This is a genomic window from Kribbella sp. NPDC058245 (assembly GCF_042882005.1).
Lineage (GTDB): Bacteria > Actinomycetota > Actinomycetes > Propionibacteriales > Kribbellaceae > Kribbella.
This window is the reverse complement of the sequence record NZ_JBHVWY010000021.1, coordinates 48,799-63,474: the sequence shown is the minus strand read 5'-3', so window position 1 is coordinate 63,474 and position 14,676 is coordinate 48,799. Positions and strand designations below refer to the sequence as shown.

Below are 14,676 nucleotides of genomic sequence, written 5' to 3'. Positions count from 1 at the left end.
GTGTCAGCCCTTCGTCGCGCCGGAGGTGATTCCGCGGATCATCGACTTCTGCATCAGGAGATAGACGATCAGGCTGGGCAGCAGCGCGATCAGCGCGCCGGCCAGTAGGACCCCGGGCCCGACGTCGCCGTCGGACCGCAGGAACGCGAGCGCCACCGTGAGCGTGTAGTCGCCCGGCTCGTTCGCGGCGATCAGCGGCAGCAGGTACTGGTTCCAGATCATCATGAACCCGAAGATCGTGATCACGCCGAGCACCGGCCGGCACAGCGGCAGCACGATCGTCCAGAGCATCCGGATCTCACCGACCCCGTCGATCCGGGCCGCCTCCTCGATCTCGGCCGGGATCTCCTTCATGAACTCGGCCATCACCAGGATCGAGAAACCCCAGATCGCCACCGGCAGGATGACGCCGAACACGCTGCCCTTCAGGCTGATGCCGAGCAGTGGCAGATCGCCGAGCACCTGCGCCAGCGGGATCGCGATCACCTCTTCCGGCAGCATCATCGTCAGCAGGAACAGCATCAGGACGACGAGTTGCCCGCGGAACCGCTGTCGCGCCAGCGCGTAGGCAGCAAGGACCGACAGCGTCACCTGGAGCAGCAGACCGCCGCCGACGATCACCAGCGAGTTCAGGAAGTATCCCCAGATCCCCTTCTCGGTGGCGATCTTGAAGCCGAGGAGGGTCGGGTGTGTCGGGTAGAGGCTCACCTGGGTGGAGTCGGTCGTCTCGTTGAAGGCACCAGAGATGATCGTCAGGAACGGTGCCGCGAAGATGAACAGCACCACTCCACACAAAACGATCCGCAAGAGCATCGGGGCGCCGAATTTCGGCGACCAGCCCAGCGCGGTGTCGAATCGCGTGCTCTGCTCACTCATCGCGCCTCCCTCCGTCGGGTCACGACGCGCACCGCGACGGTGAGGATCAAGGTGACCAGCAGCAGCACCATCGAGGCCGCGGACGCCACCCCGAGATCGTTGCGTTCGAAGCCGAGTGAGTAGACCCGCGTCATCCAGACCTCGGTCGAGCCGGCCGGACCACCGCCGGTCAGCACATACACCTCGGTGAAGATCCGCAGACCACGGATGGTCGCCAGCGTCAGTACGACGGTCAGCGCCGGCCGCAGACCGGGCAGCACGATATAGCGCAGCCGCTGCCAGCGGTTCACGCCGTCCACGGCCGCAGCCTCGTACAGAGTCCGGTCGATCCCGGCCAGACCGGCCAGGATGATCACCATGTCGTACGGCGCTCCGGACCAGATCCCGACCGCCATCACCGAGGCCAGCGCGGAGTTCGGATCGCTCAGGAAACCGAACGGCCCGAGGCCGAGGAATCCGAGCACCTCGTTCGCGAAGCCGGTGCTGGTCGGGAAGTACAGGATCCGCCAGACCTCACCGATCACCGCGACCGCGGTGACCACCGGCAGGAAGACCGCCGTACGAAGAATCCACAGCGAGCGGGCCTGTCCCTCGAGCAGGAGTGCGAGCCCGAAGCCGACCACCAGTGCGCCCACGGTCTGCCCGACGCCCAGGATCACGGTATGGCTGAGCGCAGCGCGAAAGCGTTTGTCAGTGAGAACGGTGACATAGTTCTGAAGGCCGACCCACTCGTCGCCGAGGAACGGCTGGACCTTGTACAGGCTCATCCGGATGCCTTCCAGCATCGGGATGAACTTGAACATCACCGCGAACAGCAGGGCCGGGGCCAGGAACATCCAGGGCAGCCACGCGGATCCGCGCAGCCGCCCCGGACGCCGAGCCGGGACCGTGGACGAGGTCACTCGGCGAGATCCTGTGACGTGAGTTCGGCGGTGATCGCCGTGTCGAGCGACTTGAGGCCGGCGTCCAGATCGCTGGTGCAGCTCGACATCATCTGGTTGATGCCCTCACCGAGCGCCTGCCGGATCGGCTGGAAGTTGATCGCCCAGATGAACGACTTCGAGTCCTTGGTGTACTCGTCCTGGACCAGGGTCCAGCGCGGATCCTTCCGCACGGTTCCGGCATCCAGCGTCTTGTTCACCGGGATCCGGACCACGGGCTGATTCGTCGTGGTCGCTGCCATCCCGATCTGCTGTGCCTCGGGCGAGATCAGGAACTCGGCCAGGGCCTTCTGCTGGTCGGCCTTCTTCGAGCCGGCACCGAAGTAGATGTTCTCCCCTTCGGCGAGCGTCGTCGTACCGGCCGGGCCCTTCGGCATCGGGATCACTTCGTACTTGTCCTTGCCGAGCTGCTTGTCGTAGCCGTTGAAGGTGTACGGACCGGTCAGGTAGATGCCTGCCTTGCCCTCACCGAAGAACGGCGTCTCGGCGGTGGTCAGGTTCAGCGATCCCGGCACCACGTTGCCCGGCGTACAGAACTGGGTGCGGATCCACTCCAGCGCGGTCTTGGTCTGCGGTGTGTTGATCACCGACTTGTACTTCGCGTCGCCGGCCTTCTCGACGATGTCGCCACCGGCCTGCCAGATGTACGACGCCGCCCACCAGCCGATGTAGCCCTTCTTGCTCGATCCGGGAACGACCATCCCGTACGTGTCGGCTTTCCCGTTGCCGTCCGGATCCTTGGTGGCGAACGCGTTCGCCAGGGCCGCGAGCTCCTCCCAGTTCTTCGGCTGGGGCAGACCGAGCTTCTTGCGCCAGTCCGAACGGACCAGCGTGCCGAAGGCCTGCCGGGAGAACGGCACCCCGTACGTCGCGCCGTCGAGACCCTGGTTCTGGGCCCAGGTCTCGTCGGAGATCTGATCGCCGCCGGAGATGCTGCCCTTGTCGATCTTGGTCAGGTAGCCCTGCGACTGGTAGGCGCCGAGCAGGCCGGCGTCGTTGATCATCACGTCCGGCAGGTCCTTCGACGAGGCCCGGGCCTGCAGCTGGGTGTCGAACTCGATCACACCCTTGTAGTCGACCTTGATCCCCGTCTTCTTCGTGAAGGCGGCCATGATCTCTTCGTACGTCTTGGCCGGATCCGGCGCACTGCGCGACCAGACCTCCAGCGGCGCGGCGCTGTCGGCGTTCTTGCTGTCGCTGCCCCCGCAGGCGTTCAGCGTGCCGGCCACGACCAGCGCGGAGACGACCGCGACCGCTCCCCTGACCGGCAAGCTCCGTGTCTGTGAAGTCCTCATGTGGGTCCATCCCCTCGGAGCGATCGCATTCACATATATGAATGCCTTACATACTGGCGGAACGGATTGAAACGTATTAGCTTGATCCGGTAGCTGTCAACGGCCTGAAAGGCAGAGCACGTGCTCCTCGCGATCACCGGCGCGGCCGGCCTCGTCGGCGGTCTGATCCGCCCTCGGCTCCGGCGGGCCGGACACACCCTGCGGCTGACCGACATCGCCCGGATCGACGACCTGGCGCCCGGTGAGGAGTTCCTCGAGGCCTCGATCACCGACCTCGACACCATGACGAATGCGTTCAAGGACGTGGATCTCGTCGTTCACCTGGCCGGCCACTCCGCCGAGCGGCCGTGGGAACAGATCCTGGAGACCAACATCCACGGCGGGTACGTCGCCCTGGAGGCCGCGCACCGCGCAGGTGTCCGCAACATCCTGCTCGGCAGCTCGCTCCATGCCACCGGCTACGTCGCGGCCGCCGACGCAGCGGCCGCACCGGTCCTGCTCCCCCGGCCCGACACCTACTACGGCGTCGGCAAGGTCGCCCTCGAAGCACTCGGCAGCGTGTACGCCGACCGCTACGGCCTGAGCGTGGTCTCGGCCCGGATCTGCACCGTCGCCGAGGACATCGGCGCGGATCCCCGGACCCTCTCGACCTGGCTGTCGCCCGATGACCTGGTCCGGCTGATCGAGGTGGTCGGTGCCCTGCAGGAGCCCGGGCACCACGTCGTCTGGGCCGTTTCGGACAAGACCCGGAGCTGGTTCGACCTGACCGCAGGAAAAAATATCGGATTCTTTCCCCGAGATAGCGCTCAGAGCCGTTGTGGCGAAAATCGCAACGTACGGTCGGATGCCTCGGCCGTCCTGGCCGGGGTTTTCGTCGATGCCGAGCATCCTCTGGGAGGAACCTGGTGACCACTGAAGAAATCCGGCTGGTGAAGTCGGCCGAACGAAGTTTGCGGATCCTCGAAGTCCTGGGCGAGGCCCGCGGGCCGATGTCGGTGACCGAGCTGCACAAGCGCACCGGCTACCCGCGGTCGAGCCTGCATCAGTTGGTGCACACGATGATCGCGATGAACTGGATCGAGTCCGCCAACGACGGTGCGATGGTGGGGATCGGATCACGCGCGCTCCTGGTCGGAACGGCGTACCTGGACCGCGACCTGGCACTACCGCATGCCATTCGCACTCTTGAAAAAGTCCGCACAAAGACCGGCTATACCGCCCACTATGCTCGGCTCGAAGGACCGAGCGTCATCTACCTGGCAACACGCGAGTCCACAGCACCGCATCGCGCCACCAGCAGGGTAGGCCGTCAACTGCCTGCCCACGCGACAGCGCTCGGCAAGGTTCTGCTCGCCGAGCTGACCGCCGTCGAGGTCTCCGCCGTGCTACCGGACGACCCACTGCCGCCGATGACCGCGCACACCGTCTCCCGGCATGCCGACCTGATGCGGGAGCTGGACGCCACCCGGAAGCGCGGGTACGCGGTGGAGCGGGAGCAGAACACCCTCGGGCTGGGATGCGTCGCCGTACCGGTCCCCTATCGCATCCCCGCCACCGACGCGATCAGCTGCTCCATCCCGCTGGCGCGTTTCACCGAGCTGGAGATCGGGCTGGTCACGGAAAGCCTCCAGGAGCAGGTCCAGCTGCTGACCGTCAAGCTGCGTGAGGAGGGGATTCGCTGACCTACCGGTCCAGCAGGCGACTTATTCCGTAATCAAAGCGAGCGTCGAAGCTGTCGTCGAGCAAGGTCTCGACACCAACCAAGGCCAGGGCCGGATAGACGCCAGTCCCCAGCAGTTCGGGGAGATTACCGTGCGGGTTCTCCGTCGGTGTCTGCTCCTCCTGGGTGAGCCCAAGTGTCAGGTAAACGATCGACCAGCAGAGCCGGGCCGCGTCGGCCCCGGAATAACCGGCCTCCAGCAGGCCGCCGATGATGACCTCGGCGACCCGCAAGGTCTTCCCCGTCCCGGTGAAGGTCCCCGCCACCAGCCGGCCGCCGTCGCGATGCTGCAGCATCGCGGCGCGGTACCGGTTGGCGACGAGGCGGACCCGCTCGGTCGGATCGGCGGGCAGGTCGTCGGTCCGGACCGAGCCGATGATGTGGTCGGCCATCGTGTCGATCAGCGCCTGCTTCGTCTTGACCTGCCAGCTGACGGAGTTGAGGTGCACGTCCAGCCGCCGCGCGACCGCGCGGAGGGAGAGTCGTTCCAGGCCCTCGTCCTCCAGCGTGGCGAACGCGGCCGTGATCACGTCGTCCAGATTCAGACGCATCGGCTCCCCTTCAGTTCCAGCACAGGTTCTCAGCGCGATCGTACGGTTCAGGCACCGAAGGCAGCCTGCGACACATCGTCCCAGGCCTCCCACTCGGCGAGGCGCGCGGCGTACTCGTTCTTGATCACCGGCAGCGGCCCCTGACCGAAGAAGATCCGCAGCGGCGGCTCCTCCGCGTCGACGACCTTCAGGATCGCCTCGCGGGTCGCACTCGGGTCGCCCCGCTTGCCGGCCGGGCGCTGCATCGCGGCCCGGACTCCTTCGTACGCCGCCGACTGATCGGCGTGGACCGCGGAGGGACCGGCCCAGTCGGTGGCATAGCCGGCCGGCTCGACCAGCGTCACCTTGATCCCGAACGCCTTGACCTCGGCAGCCAGACTGGCGGTGAAGCCCTCGAGCGCGAATTTCGACGCGTTGTAGAGGCCGAGACCGGGCAGCGAGAACACACCGGCGATCGACGAGACCTGCACGATGTGGCCGCTGCCCTGGGACCGCAGCTGCGGCAGGACCGCCTGGGTCACCCACAGCGCCCCGAACAGGTTGACCTCGATCTGGTCGCGTGCCGCCTGCTCGGACACTTCCTCCACCATGCCGAACAACCCGTAGCCGGCGTTGTTCACCACGACGTCGATCCGGCCGAACCGCTCGATGATCTGTGCGACCGCCGCGTTCACGGCCTCGCGATCGGTGACCTCGACCTGCACCGGCAGGATCGCGTCGTCGTACTTGCTGACCAGTTCGTCGAACGCGCCCGCGGACCGGCTGAGCGCGGCCACACGGTCACCCCGCTCGAGCGCGGCCTCGGTCCACTCGCGGCCGAAACCCTTCGACGCGCCGGTGATGAGCCAAACCTTCTCGGACATTGCCGTCTCCCTTACTTGTTCCCAACTTGTGCACTGACCAAGTTCTGATTCCAGTAATACTTGGTCAGTGAACAAGAGTCAAGCCCAGGGGAGAACTTTGCCGTGCCGGAGGAGTTGGCCGTAGTGCTCCGGGTCGGCCGGCCCGAGCGCCAGTTCAAGCAGCGGTACGGCGGCCTCGGCCGGGGTCGGCGCCGTACTGACGTCCCACCAGAGGGCTGAGGTGGGGGTGTTCATCATCCCGGGACAGACCGCTGCCAGCAGGATGCCCCGCGCAACGTCTTCGTCATGGCGCAAGGCGGCAAGAGTGCGAACGGCAGCCACCTGGGCGATCTTCGACGGGATGTTGGCGAACCCCGGCCAGGCGGTCGCGCGCGCGGTCCCGTCCTTCACGGCATCGCGCCAGCCGGCCACCTCCCGGTCCACCGCGTCGAGATCGGTGAGGTTGTCGAAGTGGTGATGAAGCACCGGCGCCAGGTACTGCAACGTGCCCAGCGAACTGGCGACAACGAGCAGCCGGCCGTCGTCCCGCAGCATGGGTACAAAGGAGCGCAACAGGCGCGTGGTGCCGAAGTTGTTCACCTCCGTGTACGTGTCCACAATCTTGCGCGGATCGTCGTCGGGGCCGACCCGCATCACGGCGTTCCCGAACACGATGTCGACGCCGCCGTGCCGTTCCTTCAGTTGTGCGGCGAGCCGTTCGACCGTGCCAGGGATTCCCATGTCCAGCAGTTCGGCGCGCACCCGCGCTCCCCCGGCCGGGATGGTTGCGACAGCGGCAGTGACGCGGTCGATGTCGCGGCCGGTCAGGTAGACGGTGTCCTCAGGTCCGAGCCGAGCAGCGAGACCTTCGGCCAGCGCAAGGCCGAGACCCTGGGTGGCGCCAGTCACGAGAGCGACCTTCGTCATGAGCGGGCCTCCTGCAGCAGCGATTCCGACAGGTCCCACAGCCGGGCAGCGCCATCCGGGTCCAGCGCATAGCGGGCAACACCATGCAGCCACGGAGCCTCATCCCGGCGGTCGATGGTCGGCGTCTCGTTGCAGTCCACGAAGTAGCGCCCACCGATCCCCTCGAGCTGCCGCGACGTCGCCAGCAGCACGGAGGTCGCCGCACCTTGCTCCACGGTCTTCATGTCCGACGGCGAGGTCCGGCCGCTACCGCGTCCTTCGGTGTGTCGCTGCAGATTGGTGAAGATTGCCCCAGGCATCAAAGCGTTCGCGGTGATGCCATCGGCGGCCCAACGGCGGCTCGCTTCCACAGCGAACAACACGTTCGCAGTCTTGGACTGGCCATACGCCAGCCAGGGGTCGTACGCCCGGAAGGCGAAGTTCACATCGTCGAAAACCACCGGCGAGAGCTGGTGACCGCTGGAGCTGACCACCACGATCCGGCCCGCGCCGTCCGCCGCGAGCGCATCGTGCAGGCCGGCGGCCAAGGCGAAGTGACCGAGATGATTGGTGGCGAACTGCAGTTCCCAACCCTGCGGGGTGTACGTCTCGGGCGACGCCATCACCCCGGCATTGTTCACGAGGATGTGCAGCGGCCCGTCCCACGCCGCCGTGAACGCGGCCACCGACGCCGGGTCGGTGAGATCGAGCTGTACGACGTGCAACGCCGTACCGCCGGTGGTCGCGGCAATGTCTTTGGCGGTGAGCTCACCTGCCGCGGTATCGCGGACGGCCAAGGTGACCTCGGCGCCGGTCGCGGCGAGCGCCCGCGCCGTCTCCACACCGATGCCCGAGGAAGCACCGGTCACCACTGCGCGGTGCCCGGAGAGATCGATGCCGGCGGCAACTTCCGCCGCCGTACTACTGAAACCGAACTGGGTCTTCATGAGGTTCATACCTCCACGCTAGGCAGCGTCGACCCATGTCACCAGCGAAAGTCTGGCAAGTGTGGTATGCGTAAACGTCATGACCTTCACCGACGCCTCACTGACCGCACTGCGCGTGTTCCGCGAGGTGGCCGAGCGCGGCACGCTCACCGCCGCGGCCACTGCGCTCGGCTACACCCAGTCCGCGGTCTCGCGCCAGATCGCTTCCCTGGAACGCGCGGCGGGCACGGAACTGCTCGAACGCCGCCACGACGGCGTACGGCTCACGCCGGCCGGGAGGGTCGTCGTACGGCGAGCTGCCGCCGCGATCGATCAGGTCGACGCGGCCGCGCGTGAGCTGGCCGGGATTCCCGAAGAGCAGGGCACGGTCCGGCTCGGGTGGTTCGCGACCGCGGGCGTCTGGCTGGTACCGCGCGCACTCGCTGCACTCCGCGAAACGCACCCCGGCATCACGGTCGTCAGTCGCGAAGGCAGCACACCCGCGCTCGTCCGCGCCCTGCGCGCCGGAACCGTCGACCTCGCCCTCCTCGCGTCGGCACCGCCGTTCCGTGCGCCGGACACCGAGACACCTGCGTTGGAGTTCCACACGCTGGCAGAACGCAGCCTGCGGATCGCTGTCCCCACCACGCATCCATTCGCCCATGCGGATGTCGTCGACATCGCGGATCTCCGCGGTCAGCGGTGGATCGCCGGCCCGGGTGGCGAGCAGTACATGGGCGTCTGGCCGGGCCTCGACGAACGCCCCCAGATCGTTCACACCGCCCGCGACTGGCTGGCCAAACTTCACCTGGTCGCCGCGGGCTGCGGCATCACCACCGCCCCAACCGCGCTGACCTCCGCCCTACCACCAGGCGTCCGGATCATCGCCGTCCAAGGCGGACCGGAGGAGCTACGCCGCATCCTCCTGGCGCGTCTCCCCCGGCCCATCCCGGAACCGGTCGCCCGCCTGTCCGTCGCCCTCAAGGCAGTCGCCGGCGAGCATGGCTAGCTAGACGCCTTCGGCGGCCTTCTTGATCAGGTCGGCGACCACATCCGGCGACGACACGTAGATCGCGTGGCTACCGGGGGCTTCGGCGACGGTCGCGCCCGTGCGCTCGGCCATCGAGCGCTGGACGGGCGGCGGGATCATGTGGTCGTCGGCGGCGACGAGGTACCAGCTCGGCTTGACCCGCCAGGCCGGCTCGGTGACCGTGGCGCCCAGTGAGTCAACGCTCCACGGCACCTGCGAGTCGGCCAGGAATGTCGCCTCCTGTTCCGGAAGGTCCCCGGCGAACGAGGCGGCGAACTTGTCCCGGTCCAGGAACAGGAATCCGTCGACGGGCGGCAGGATCGGCGGCACCGGCGCGCCCGGGGCCGGGTCGGCGAGCAGCGAGTTCACCGACTCGTCCTTGTCCGGCGCGAACGCGGCGATGTACGCCAGCCCGGCGACGTTCTCATGGGTGCCCGCTTCCGTGATGACGGCACCGCCGTACGAATGACCGACGAGGATCGCCGGGCCGTCCTGCAGGTCGAGCACGCGGTGCGTGACGGCGACGTCGTCGGCCAGCGACTTCGTCGGGTTCTGGACGACGCTGACCCGGTAGCCGTCGGCGACGAGCAGGTCGTACACACCCTTCCAGCCGGATCCGTCGACGAATCCTCCGTGCACCAGTACGACGTTCCGCGCGGCCATGATGTCTCCTTCAGTCGTGGCGATCTTCGGTGCCACGACCGTAGGCGCGCGCGGTCAGTCGTCGCTTACGTCAGATGACTGAGTCGCTGCGAGTGCGTCCCGCAGCGCGGCGCGTGACGTGACGCCGAGCTTCGGGAACACCTGGTAGAGGTGCGTGCCGATCGTCCGCGGCGACAGGAAGAGCCGGTCGCCGATCTGCTTGTTGGTCAACCCGGCCGCGGCGAGCAAGGCGATCTCGCGCTGTTGCGGGGTGAGCAGGTCGATCTTCCCGGCCGCGTCGGCATGGGTCGCGGGCAGACCGGTCGCCCGCAGTTCGGTGCGGGCTCGCTGCGTCCAGGGATCGGCACGCAACCGCTCGAAGATGTCGCGGGCGGTCGTCAGATGCCCGCGCGCCTGACTCGGGTACTTCGCGCGACGCAGACGCTCGCCGTACGCGAGATGCACGCGCGCCAGCTCGAACGGCCACCGCTCCGCGCCCGGCACAGCCAACGCCGCCTCGAAGAGCGGCCGATCATCAGGCTCGACAGCCACCAGAGCACGAGCAGCCGCCACGACCAAGGCCAACCGCGAGGAGATTCCACCAATCTCGAGCGCTGCAACCTGTACGGCGGCCTCGTCGCGCCGACCGGTCCGTACCGCGGCCTCGACGCCGTCCAAGATCACCCACAGCGCATGCGCCGGCTGAGTCCCGATCGCCATCACCTGCTGGTACGCCGTCTCGTAGTCGGCCCGGCCCGAAGCAGCCAACGCCTCGGTATGAGCCGCGTAGTTGAGGACGAACCCCACACCACGCGGCGCCGCCCACTGAACGAGCTCGTCGGTCAGCACCTTCCGCCGCGACTCGTCACCACGCGCCGCGGCGATGAACGCGTGCTGGAACCGGGCGACGTACGACAGCAGTTGGTAGTTGTGGGTTTCGCAGAGCGCCAGCGCTTCGTCGGCCAGCCGCGTCACCTCGTCCCACTCACCGCTGAGCAGACCGTCGACGCCGAGCAGGATCAACGCCTCGATGGCCGACGTGATCGCGCCACCGACGCGCCCGTGCTCGACCACCCGCCACAAAGCGGCTCGGCAGTCCGGCAGCCGATCGACGTACAGGGCGGCGACGCCGACGCGGATGATCGAGGCCGGATCGAAGTCCTCGGTCAGCCCCGCGATGACATCGTCGAGCCGATCGAGCATCGGCAGCGCCAGCCGACCGGGCTCCAGGAAGGTGCCGCCGAGAAGCTGGATGATCTCCGCCGGCTGCCCCTGCGCGACCACCTTCCGGTACGACTCGACGAGCTCCGGGCGCGCGCCGAAGCATGCGATCGAGAGCAGTACCCACAGGGCCTCGGTGAAGATCTCGTCACCCGGATCGGGCGAGTTCTCGATCGCGCCGACGAGCATCTGGTGCGCGGTATCGACCGCACCGTGGGCATTCAGCAGGTACGCCGCTCCGGCTACCGCCACCGCCACCGAGGGCGGTGCGCGCAGCACGCCTGGTTCGAGGACCGCCATCACGTTCCGCAGGTCGCCAGTGATGTCGACGCCGATGTACGCCGCCAATACCGATCGCCGGCGTCGGTCATCGGGGTCAGGGCTGAGGTCGGCGGCACGGAGCAGCAACGCCATCGCGCCGACCGGGTCACCTCGTCGCTGCACGCGAGTCGCTGCCGCCTCCAGCAGAGCCGCAACCTCCTCGTCCGGGCCGGAGGCTGCTTCGGCGAGGTGCCAGGCATGCCGTTCGGAGTCGGTCGGAAGCTGATCGGCCAGCGCACGATGGGCGCGGCCGCGTTCGTCGCTGGTCGAGAGTTCGACGACTGCGGCGCGGGTCAACGGGTGCCGGAACGCGATCCGCCCGGCCGAACTGTCGACCTGGATCAGGCGGGCGCGCTCGGCCTCCTCGATCGAGCAAGTGCCCCACAACGCGATCGCGGCGTCGCGCACGATCCGCAGATCGCCGGAGCCTTCGAGTGCAGCCAGCAGCAGTTGGCCCCGCGTCTGCGAGGGGAGGTTGCTGATCCGCGATGCGAACAGCGACTGCAGTCGACGGCTCAGCGATGGCGGCGTACCAGCGGGATGGTGTGTGCTGAGTGCTATCGGCAGCTCCAGCAAGGCCAGCGGATTGCCTTGCGCGTCGGCGAGCAGACGTTGTTGAACGCGCGGAGTCAGCGTCGGGAACCGGTCGTCGACCAGAGCGATCGCGGCCTGGTCGCTGAGCGCGTCGACCGCGAGCTCGGGCAGGCGGCCCCGTTCGAAGAAACTCGTCTCGTCGGACCGGAACGCGGCGAGGAAGCCGATCCGGCTCCCGGCCAACCTGCGCGCGACGAACCCGAGGACCACCGCGCTGACCCGATCCAGCCACGGCATGTCGTCGACGATGAGCAGCAACGGCCGCTCGCCCGCGGCTTCGGCGAGCAGTGCAAGCATCGCGTTGGACACCGTCAGCTGCTCCGGCGGCGACCCGTCGCGGTAGCCGGTCGCGATCTCCAGCGCCAGGCGCGAGCGCTCGTCCAGCCGGCCGAGTTCGTCGCGCAACGGATGGACGAGTTGGTGCAGCCCGGCGAAACTCATGTCCGCCTCGAACTCCACCCCCGCGGCCCGGACAACTCGTGTCCCGCTCTCCACCGCCTTGGCCGCGGCCGCATCCAGCAGTACCGACTTGCCGATACCGGCGTCACCGGTCAGCAGCAGACCGCCGCCCGCGACGGCTGCGGTCGCCACGAACGCCTCAAGTCTCGCGATCTCGGCCTCGCGGCCGAACAGTCTCTCCCCACCCACCCCAGAACCCTATGCTCAGCTGACCTTCTGGGACAGATGGGCGTGCAGGAAGTCGACGATCAGATCCATCAGGTCTTTGCTTGACCACGCAGCCGGGTTCTCGGAGAGAGTGCCGTGGCCGGCGCCCTTCAGGACGTACCGGGCGCTTTCGATGCCGGCGGCCAGCAGGGCCTGGTGCAGGATCGCGGTCTGCAGCGGCGGGATCATCCGGTCGTCGTCGCCGTGCAGCACCAGGAACGGCGGGGTCTGCTCGGTGACGCGCGTCGCCGGGTTGGCCTGCTGCATCTCGTCGGGGTGGTCTGCCATCGCACGGTCCGGACCTAGCACGTACGCCGCGATCGCGGCCGGTGCTGAGATGTCGAAACCCTCGTCGATCCGGCTGAGATCGGAGGCCCCGAACTCACTGACCGCGGCAGCGAATCCGTTCGCTGGTTCGGTCGCGGCCATCGCGGTCATGTACCCGCCGGCCGATTCGCCCCAGACCGCGATCCGGTTCGGGTCAAGGTTGTATTCGGCCGCATGGCTGCGCAAGAAGGCCAACGCAGCGGCAACATCCGCCAGGCCGTCGCGATACGTGGCGCCGACAGCGGTCGTGCGGTAGTCGATACTCGCGACCACGAATCCGGACTCAGCGACGTACCGGCGTTCCTTGCCTGCCATCTGCCGACGGGCTGACACGAAGCCGCCACCCGGCAGGTAGAGCACGACCGGATGCGGTCCGGGGCCGGGCGGGACGAGGAGGTCCATCCGCAGTTTCGGGTGCTCCGGGGAGTACGCGATCCCTTGGTGTGAACGGCTCGTACGTCCGGGCTTGATCGGCTTCGCCTGGTCGGGATCGATCATGGTGCTGTCCGGGTCGGTGTCCGGTGCGGCGATGTTCGAGGTCCGGAGCGGGTTGCCGCTGAGAGCGGCGAGCAACTTGATCACGTGCAGGGCGAGATTCATGCCAACGTCCTTTCGACGACGGGCTGCCACGGGCGGGCGAAGAGCAACGAGACCGCGGCGAGGGCCAGCGCGGCCAGCATGAAGACCGACATGGTACCGACGGTGCCACCGCCGAGCGGGCTCGTCACTGCTCCGAAGAGATAGGAACCGCTTCCAGACAAAGCGGCCGCGGTCCCGGCGCGGGAGCGGCCGATGGTCTGCGCGATGGTGGTGACCGACGGGAAGGCACCGCCGACGCCGAACAGGACGACGGCCAGGCTGATCCAGGTACCGGCAAAGGTCGGCGCGGTGGTCGCCTGGATCGCCAGCGCGAGGGCGCCGAGCAGACCGACCGTGATGTAGCCGGCCAGCAGCCGCGAGGGCGGGACGCGCTTCGAGGTGATGCCGAAGACGACGTTCGCGATCAGCATCACGCCGGCGTTCGAGGCGAAGACCAGTCCGTACTGCGCGGCCGACAATCCGAACGTGTCCTGGAAGACGAAGGTCGAGCTGCCGATGTAAATGAACATCGCTCCTGCGGCGAACGCCAGGGTCAGCACATAACCGGTAAACGATCTGTCCCGGAGTAACGCGCCCATGGTGGTGAACGTCTTCGCCATCCCGCTGGTCGCGCGCCGCTCGGGTGGCAAGGATTCAGATACCTGAAGGAGTACCGCTATGAAAAGTCCCACACCCAGGACGGCGAGCACCCAGAACACCGCACGCCAGCCGCCGGCCGTCACGATCAGTCCGCCGACCATCGGGCCGAGGATCGGAGCGATCCCCAGGATCATCGACTGGATCGAGAAGTAGAACGGAAGCCGTGGTCCGGCGAAGCGATCGGTCAGGACCGCTCGCGCGAGCACCGTCCCGGCGGCTCCGGCACAGCCCTGCAAGAAGCGGCCCGCGAGCAGCAACGGCATCGACGGCACGAGTGCGCAGACGACGGACAGTACGGCGAACAGCGCCGTACCGGGAAGCAATAGCCGGCGGCGGCCGAGCCGGTCGCTGATCGGCCCGATCACCAACTGGCCGACGACCAGCCCGATCAGGAACAGGCTCATCGACAGCTGAACGACGGACGATTCCGCGCCGAGGTCGCGCCCGAGCTCCGGGAAACCGGGCACGTACATGTCGATGGCGAACGGCGCGACCGCCGTCAGCCCGCTCAGAATGCCGATCAGCACGATCGGCCGCCGTACCGTCGCAGTCTCCGTCAGCTCCATGACAACAAAGGTA

The 14,676-nt window shown here is 67.6% G+C and carries 14 protein-coding genes; 3 read left to right on the top strand and 11 right to left on the bottom strand.

Annotated features, from left to right (window positions below; genetic code table 11):
- Positions 1–3 precede the first annotated feature (3 nt).
- From ACFVWG_RS36720 to ACFVWG_RS36710, 3 genes are read right to left on the bottom strand one after another with little or no spacing between them, the layout of a single operon-like run.
- Complete coding sequence (locus ACFVWG_RS36720) at positions 4–876, bottom strand: carbohydrate ABC transporter permease (protein ID WP_391548099.1); 873 nt, start codon at positions 874–876, stop codon at positions 4–6.
- Entirely contained in the window at positions 873–1,778 is a 906-nt protein-coding gene (locus ACFVWG_RS36715) for a carbohydrate ABC transporter permease (RefSeq protein WP_391548098.1), read from the bottom strand. The genes ACFVWG_RS36720 and ACFVWG_RS36715 overlap by 4 nt, the downstream gene beginning before the upstream one ends.
- Positions 1,775–3,112 carry an ABC transporter substrate-binding protein gene (locus tag ACFVWG_RS36710; RefSeq protein WP_391548097.1) on the bottom strand — a complete coding sequence of 446 codons (1,338 nt, stop codon included), beginning with the start codon at positions 3,110–3,112 and terminating at the stop codon, positions 1,775–1,777. The genes ACFVWG_RS36715 and ACFVWG_RS36710 overlap by 4 nt, the downstream gene beginning before the upstream one ends.
- 120 nt (positions 3,113–3,232) lie before the next feature.
- Between ACFVWG_RS36710 and ACFVWG_RS36705 the strand changes: the two genes are divergently transcribed.
- On the top strand, positions 3,233–4,021 hold the full coding sequence (locus ACFVWG_RS36705) for an NAD-dependent epimerase/dehydratase family protein (protein ID WP_391548096.1): 789 nt from the start codon (positions 3,233–3,235) through the stop codon (positions 4,019–4,021).
- A complete protein-coding gene (locus ACFVWG_RS36700) occupies positions 4,018–4,794 on the top strand; it encodes an IclR family transcriptional regulator (RefSeq protein ID WP_391548095.1) in 777 nt (258 codons plus the stop codon). The genes ACFVWG_RS36705 and ACFVWG_RS36700 overlap by 4 nt, the downstream gene beginning before the upstream one ends.
- Before the next feature lies 1 nt (position 4,795).
- On the opposite strand, the gene ACFVWG_RS36695 is transcribed toward ACFVWG_RS36700, so the two are convergent.
- The 4 genes from ACFVWG_RS36695 to ACFVWG_RS36680 all read right to left on the bottom strand — a co-directional run bounded on the left by ACFVWG_RS36695 (position 4,796) and on the right by ACFVWG_RS36680 (position 8,087).
- Entirely contained in the window at positions 4,796–5,383 is a 588-nt protein-coding gene (locus tag ACFVWG_RS36695) for a TetR/AcrR family transcriptional regulator C-terminal domain-containing protein (RefSeq protein ID WP_391548094.1), read from the bottom strand.
- A gap of 47 nt (positions 5,384–5,430) precedes the next feature.
- Positions 5,431–6,246 (bottom strand): SDR family NAD(P)-dependent oxidoreductase, encoded by an 816-nt coding sequence (locus tag ACFVWG_RS36690; RefSeq protein ID WP_391548093.1) that lies wholly within the window; start codon positions 6,244–6,246, stop codon positions 5,431–5,433.
- Positions 6,247–6,324: 78 nt separating this feature from the next.
- Positions 6,325–7,152, bottom strand: coding sequence for an SDR family NAD(P)-dependent oxidoreductase (locus tag ACFVWG_RS36685; RefSeq protein ID WP_391548092.1), 828 nt, complete (start codon positions 7,150–7,152; stop codon positions 6,325–6,327).
- Positions 7,149–8,087: an SDR family NAD(P)-dependent oxidoreductase gene (locus tag ACFVWG_RS36680; protein ID WP_391548091.1), complete on the bottom strand. Its 939-nt coding sequence runs from the start codon at positions 8,085–8,087 to the stop codon at positions 7,149–7,151. Before ACFVWG_RS36680 ends, ACFVWG_RS36685 begins: the two co-directional genes overlap by 4 nt.
- A gap of 70 nt (positions 8,088–8,157) precedes the next feature.
- On the opposite strand from ACFVWG_RS36680, the gene ACFVWG_RS36675 reads away from it, so the two are divergent.
- Entirely contained in the window at positions 8,158–9,066 is a 909-nt protein-coding gene (locus ACFVWG_RS36675) for a LysR family transcriptional regulator (protein WP_391548090.1), read from the top strand.
- Here the strand turns inward: ACFVWG_RS36675 and ACFVWG_RS36670 are convergent, their stop codons facing one another.
- The 4 genes from ACFVWG_RS36670 to ACFVWG_RS36655 are packed head-to-tail and all read right to left on the bottom strand — an operon-like array spanning position 9,067 to position 14,663.
- Complete coding sequence (locus ACFVWG_RS36670; RefSeq protein WP_391548089.1) at positions 9,067–9,750, bottom strand: alpha/beta fold hydrolase; 684 nt, start codon at positions 9,748–9,750, stop codon at positions 9,067–9,069.
- Positions 9,751–9,804: 54 nt separating this feature from the next.
- Positions 9,805–12,513 carry an AAA family ATPase gene (locus ACFVWG_RS36665; RefSeq protein WP_391548088.1) on the bottom strand — a complete coding sequence of 903 codons (2,709 nt, stop codon included), beginning with the start codon at positions 12,511–12,513 and terminating at the stop codon, positions 9,805–9,807.
- 15 nt (positions 12,514–12,528) lie between these two features.
- Positions 12,529–13,458, bottom strand: coding sequence for a prolyl oligopeptidase family serine peptidase (locus ACFVWG_RS36660; protein ID WP_391548087.1), 930 nt, complete (start codon positions 13,456–13,458; stop codon positions 12,529–12,531).
- Positions 13,455–14,663 (bottom strand): multidrug effflux MFS transporter, encoded by a 1,209-nt coding sequence (locus ACFVWG_RS36655; protein ID WP_391548086.1) that lies wholly within the window; start codon positions 14,661–14,663, stop codon positions 13,455–13,457. Before ACFVWG_RS36655 ends, ACFVWG_RS36660 begins: the two co-directional genes overlap by 4 nt.
- Positions 14,664–14,676 lie beyond the last annotated feature (13 nt).

Excerpts from the sequence above, each read along its gene's own strand:
- ACFVWG_RS36655 (WP_391548086.1), bottom strand. The coding sequence starts at position 14,663 with ATGGAGCTGACGGAGACTGCGACGGTACGGCGGCCGATCGTGCTGATC.
- ACFVWG_RS36675 (WP_391548090.1), top strand. The coding sequence starts at position 8,158 with ATGACCTTCACCGACGCCTCACTGACCGCACTGCGCGTGTTCCGCGAG.
- ACFVWG_RS36660 (WP_391548087.1), bottom strand. The coding sequence starts at position 13,458 with ATGAATCTCGCCCTGCACGTGATCAAGTTGCTCGCCGCTCTCAGCGGC.
- ACFVWG_RS36695 (WP_391548094.1), bottom strand. The coding sequence starts at position 5,383 with ATGCGTCTGAATCTGGACGACGTGATCACGGCCGCGTTCGCCACGCTG.
- ACFVWG_RS36670 (WP_391548089.1), bottom strand. The coding sequence starts at position 9,750 with ATGGCCGCGCGGAACGTCGTACTGGTGCACGGAGGATTCGTCGACGGA.
- ACFVWG_RS36710 (WP_391548097.1), bottom strand. The coding sequence starts at position 3,112 with ATGAGGACTTCACAGACACGGAGCTTGCCGGTCAGGGGAGCGGTCGCG.
- ACFVWG_RS36685 (WP_391548092.1), bottom strand. The coding sequence starts at position 7,152 with ATGACGAAGGTCGCTCTCGTGACTGGCGCCACCCAGGGTCTCGGCCTT.
- ACFVWG_RS36690 (WP_391548093.1), bottom strand. The coding sequence starts at position 6,246 with ATGTCCGAGAAGGTTTGGCTCATCACCGGCGCGTCGAAGGGTTTCGGC.
- ACFVWG_RS36720 (WP_391548099.1), bottom strand. The coding sequence starts at position 876 with ATGAGTGAGCAGAGCACGCGATTCGACACCGCGCTGGGCTGGTCGCCG.
- ACFVWG_RS36680 (WP_391548091.1), bottom strand. The coding sequence starts at position 8,087 with ATGAACCTCATGAAGACCCAGTTCGGTTTCAGTAGTACGGCGGCGGAA.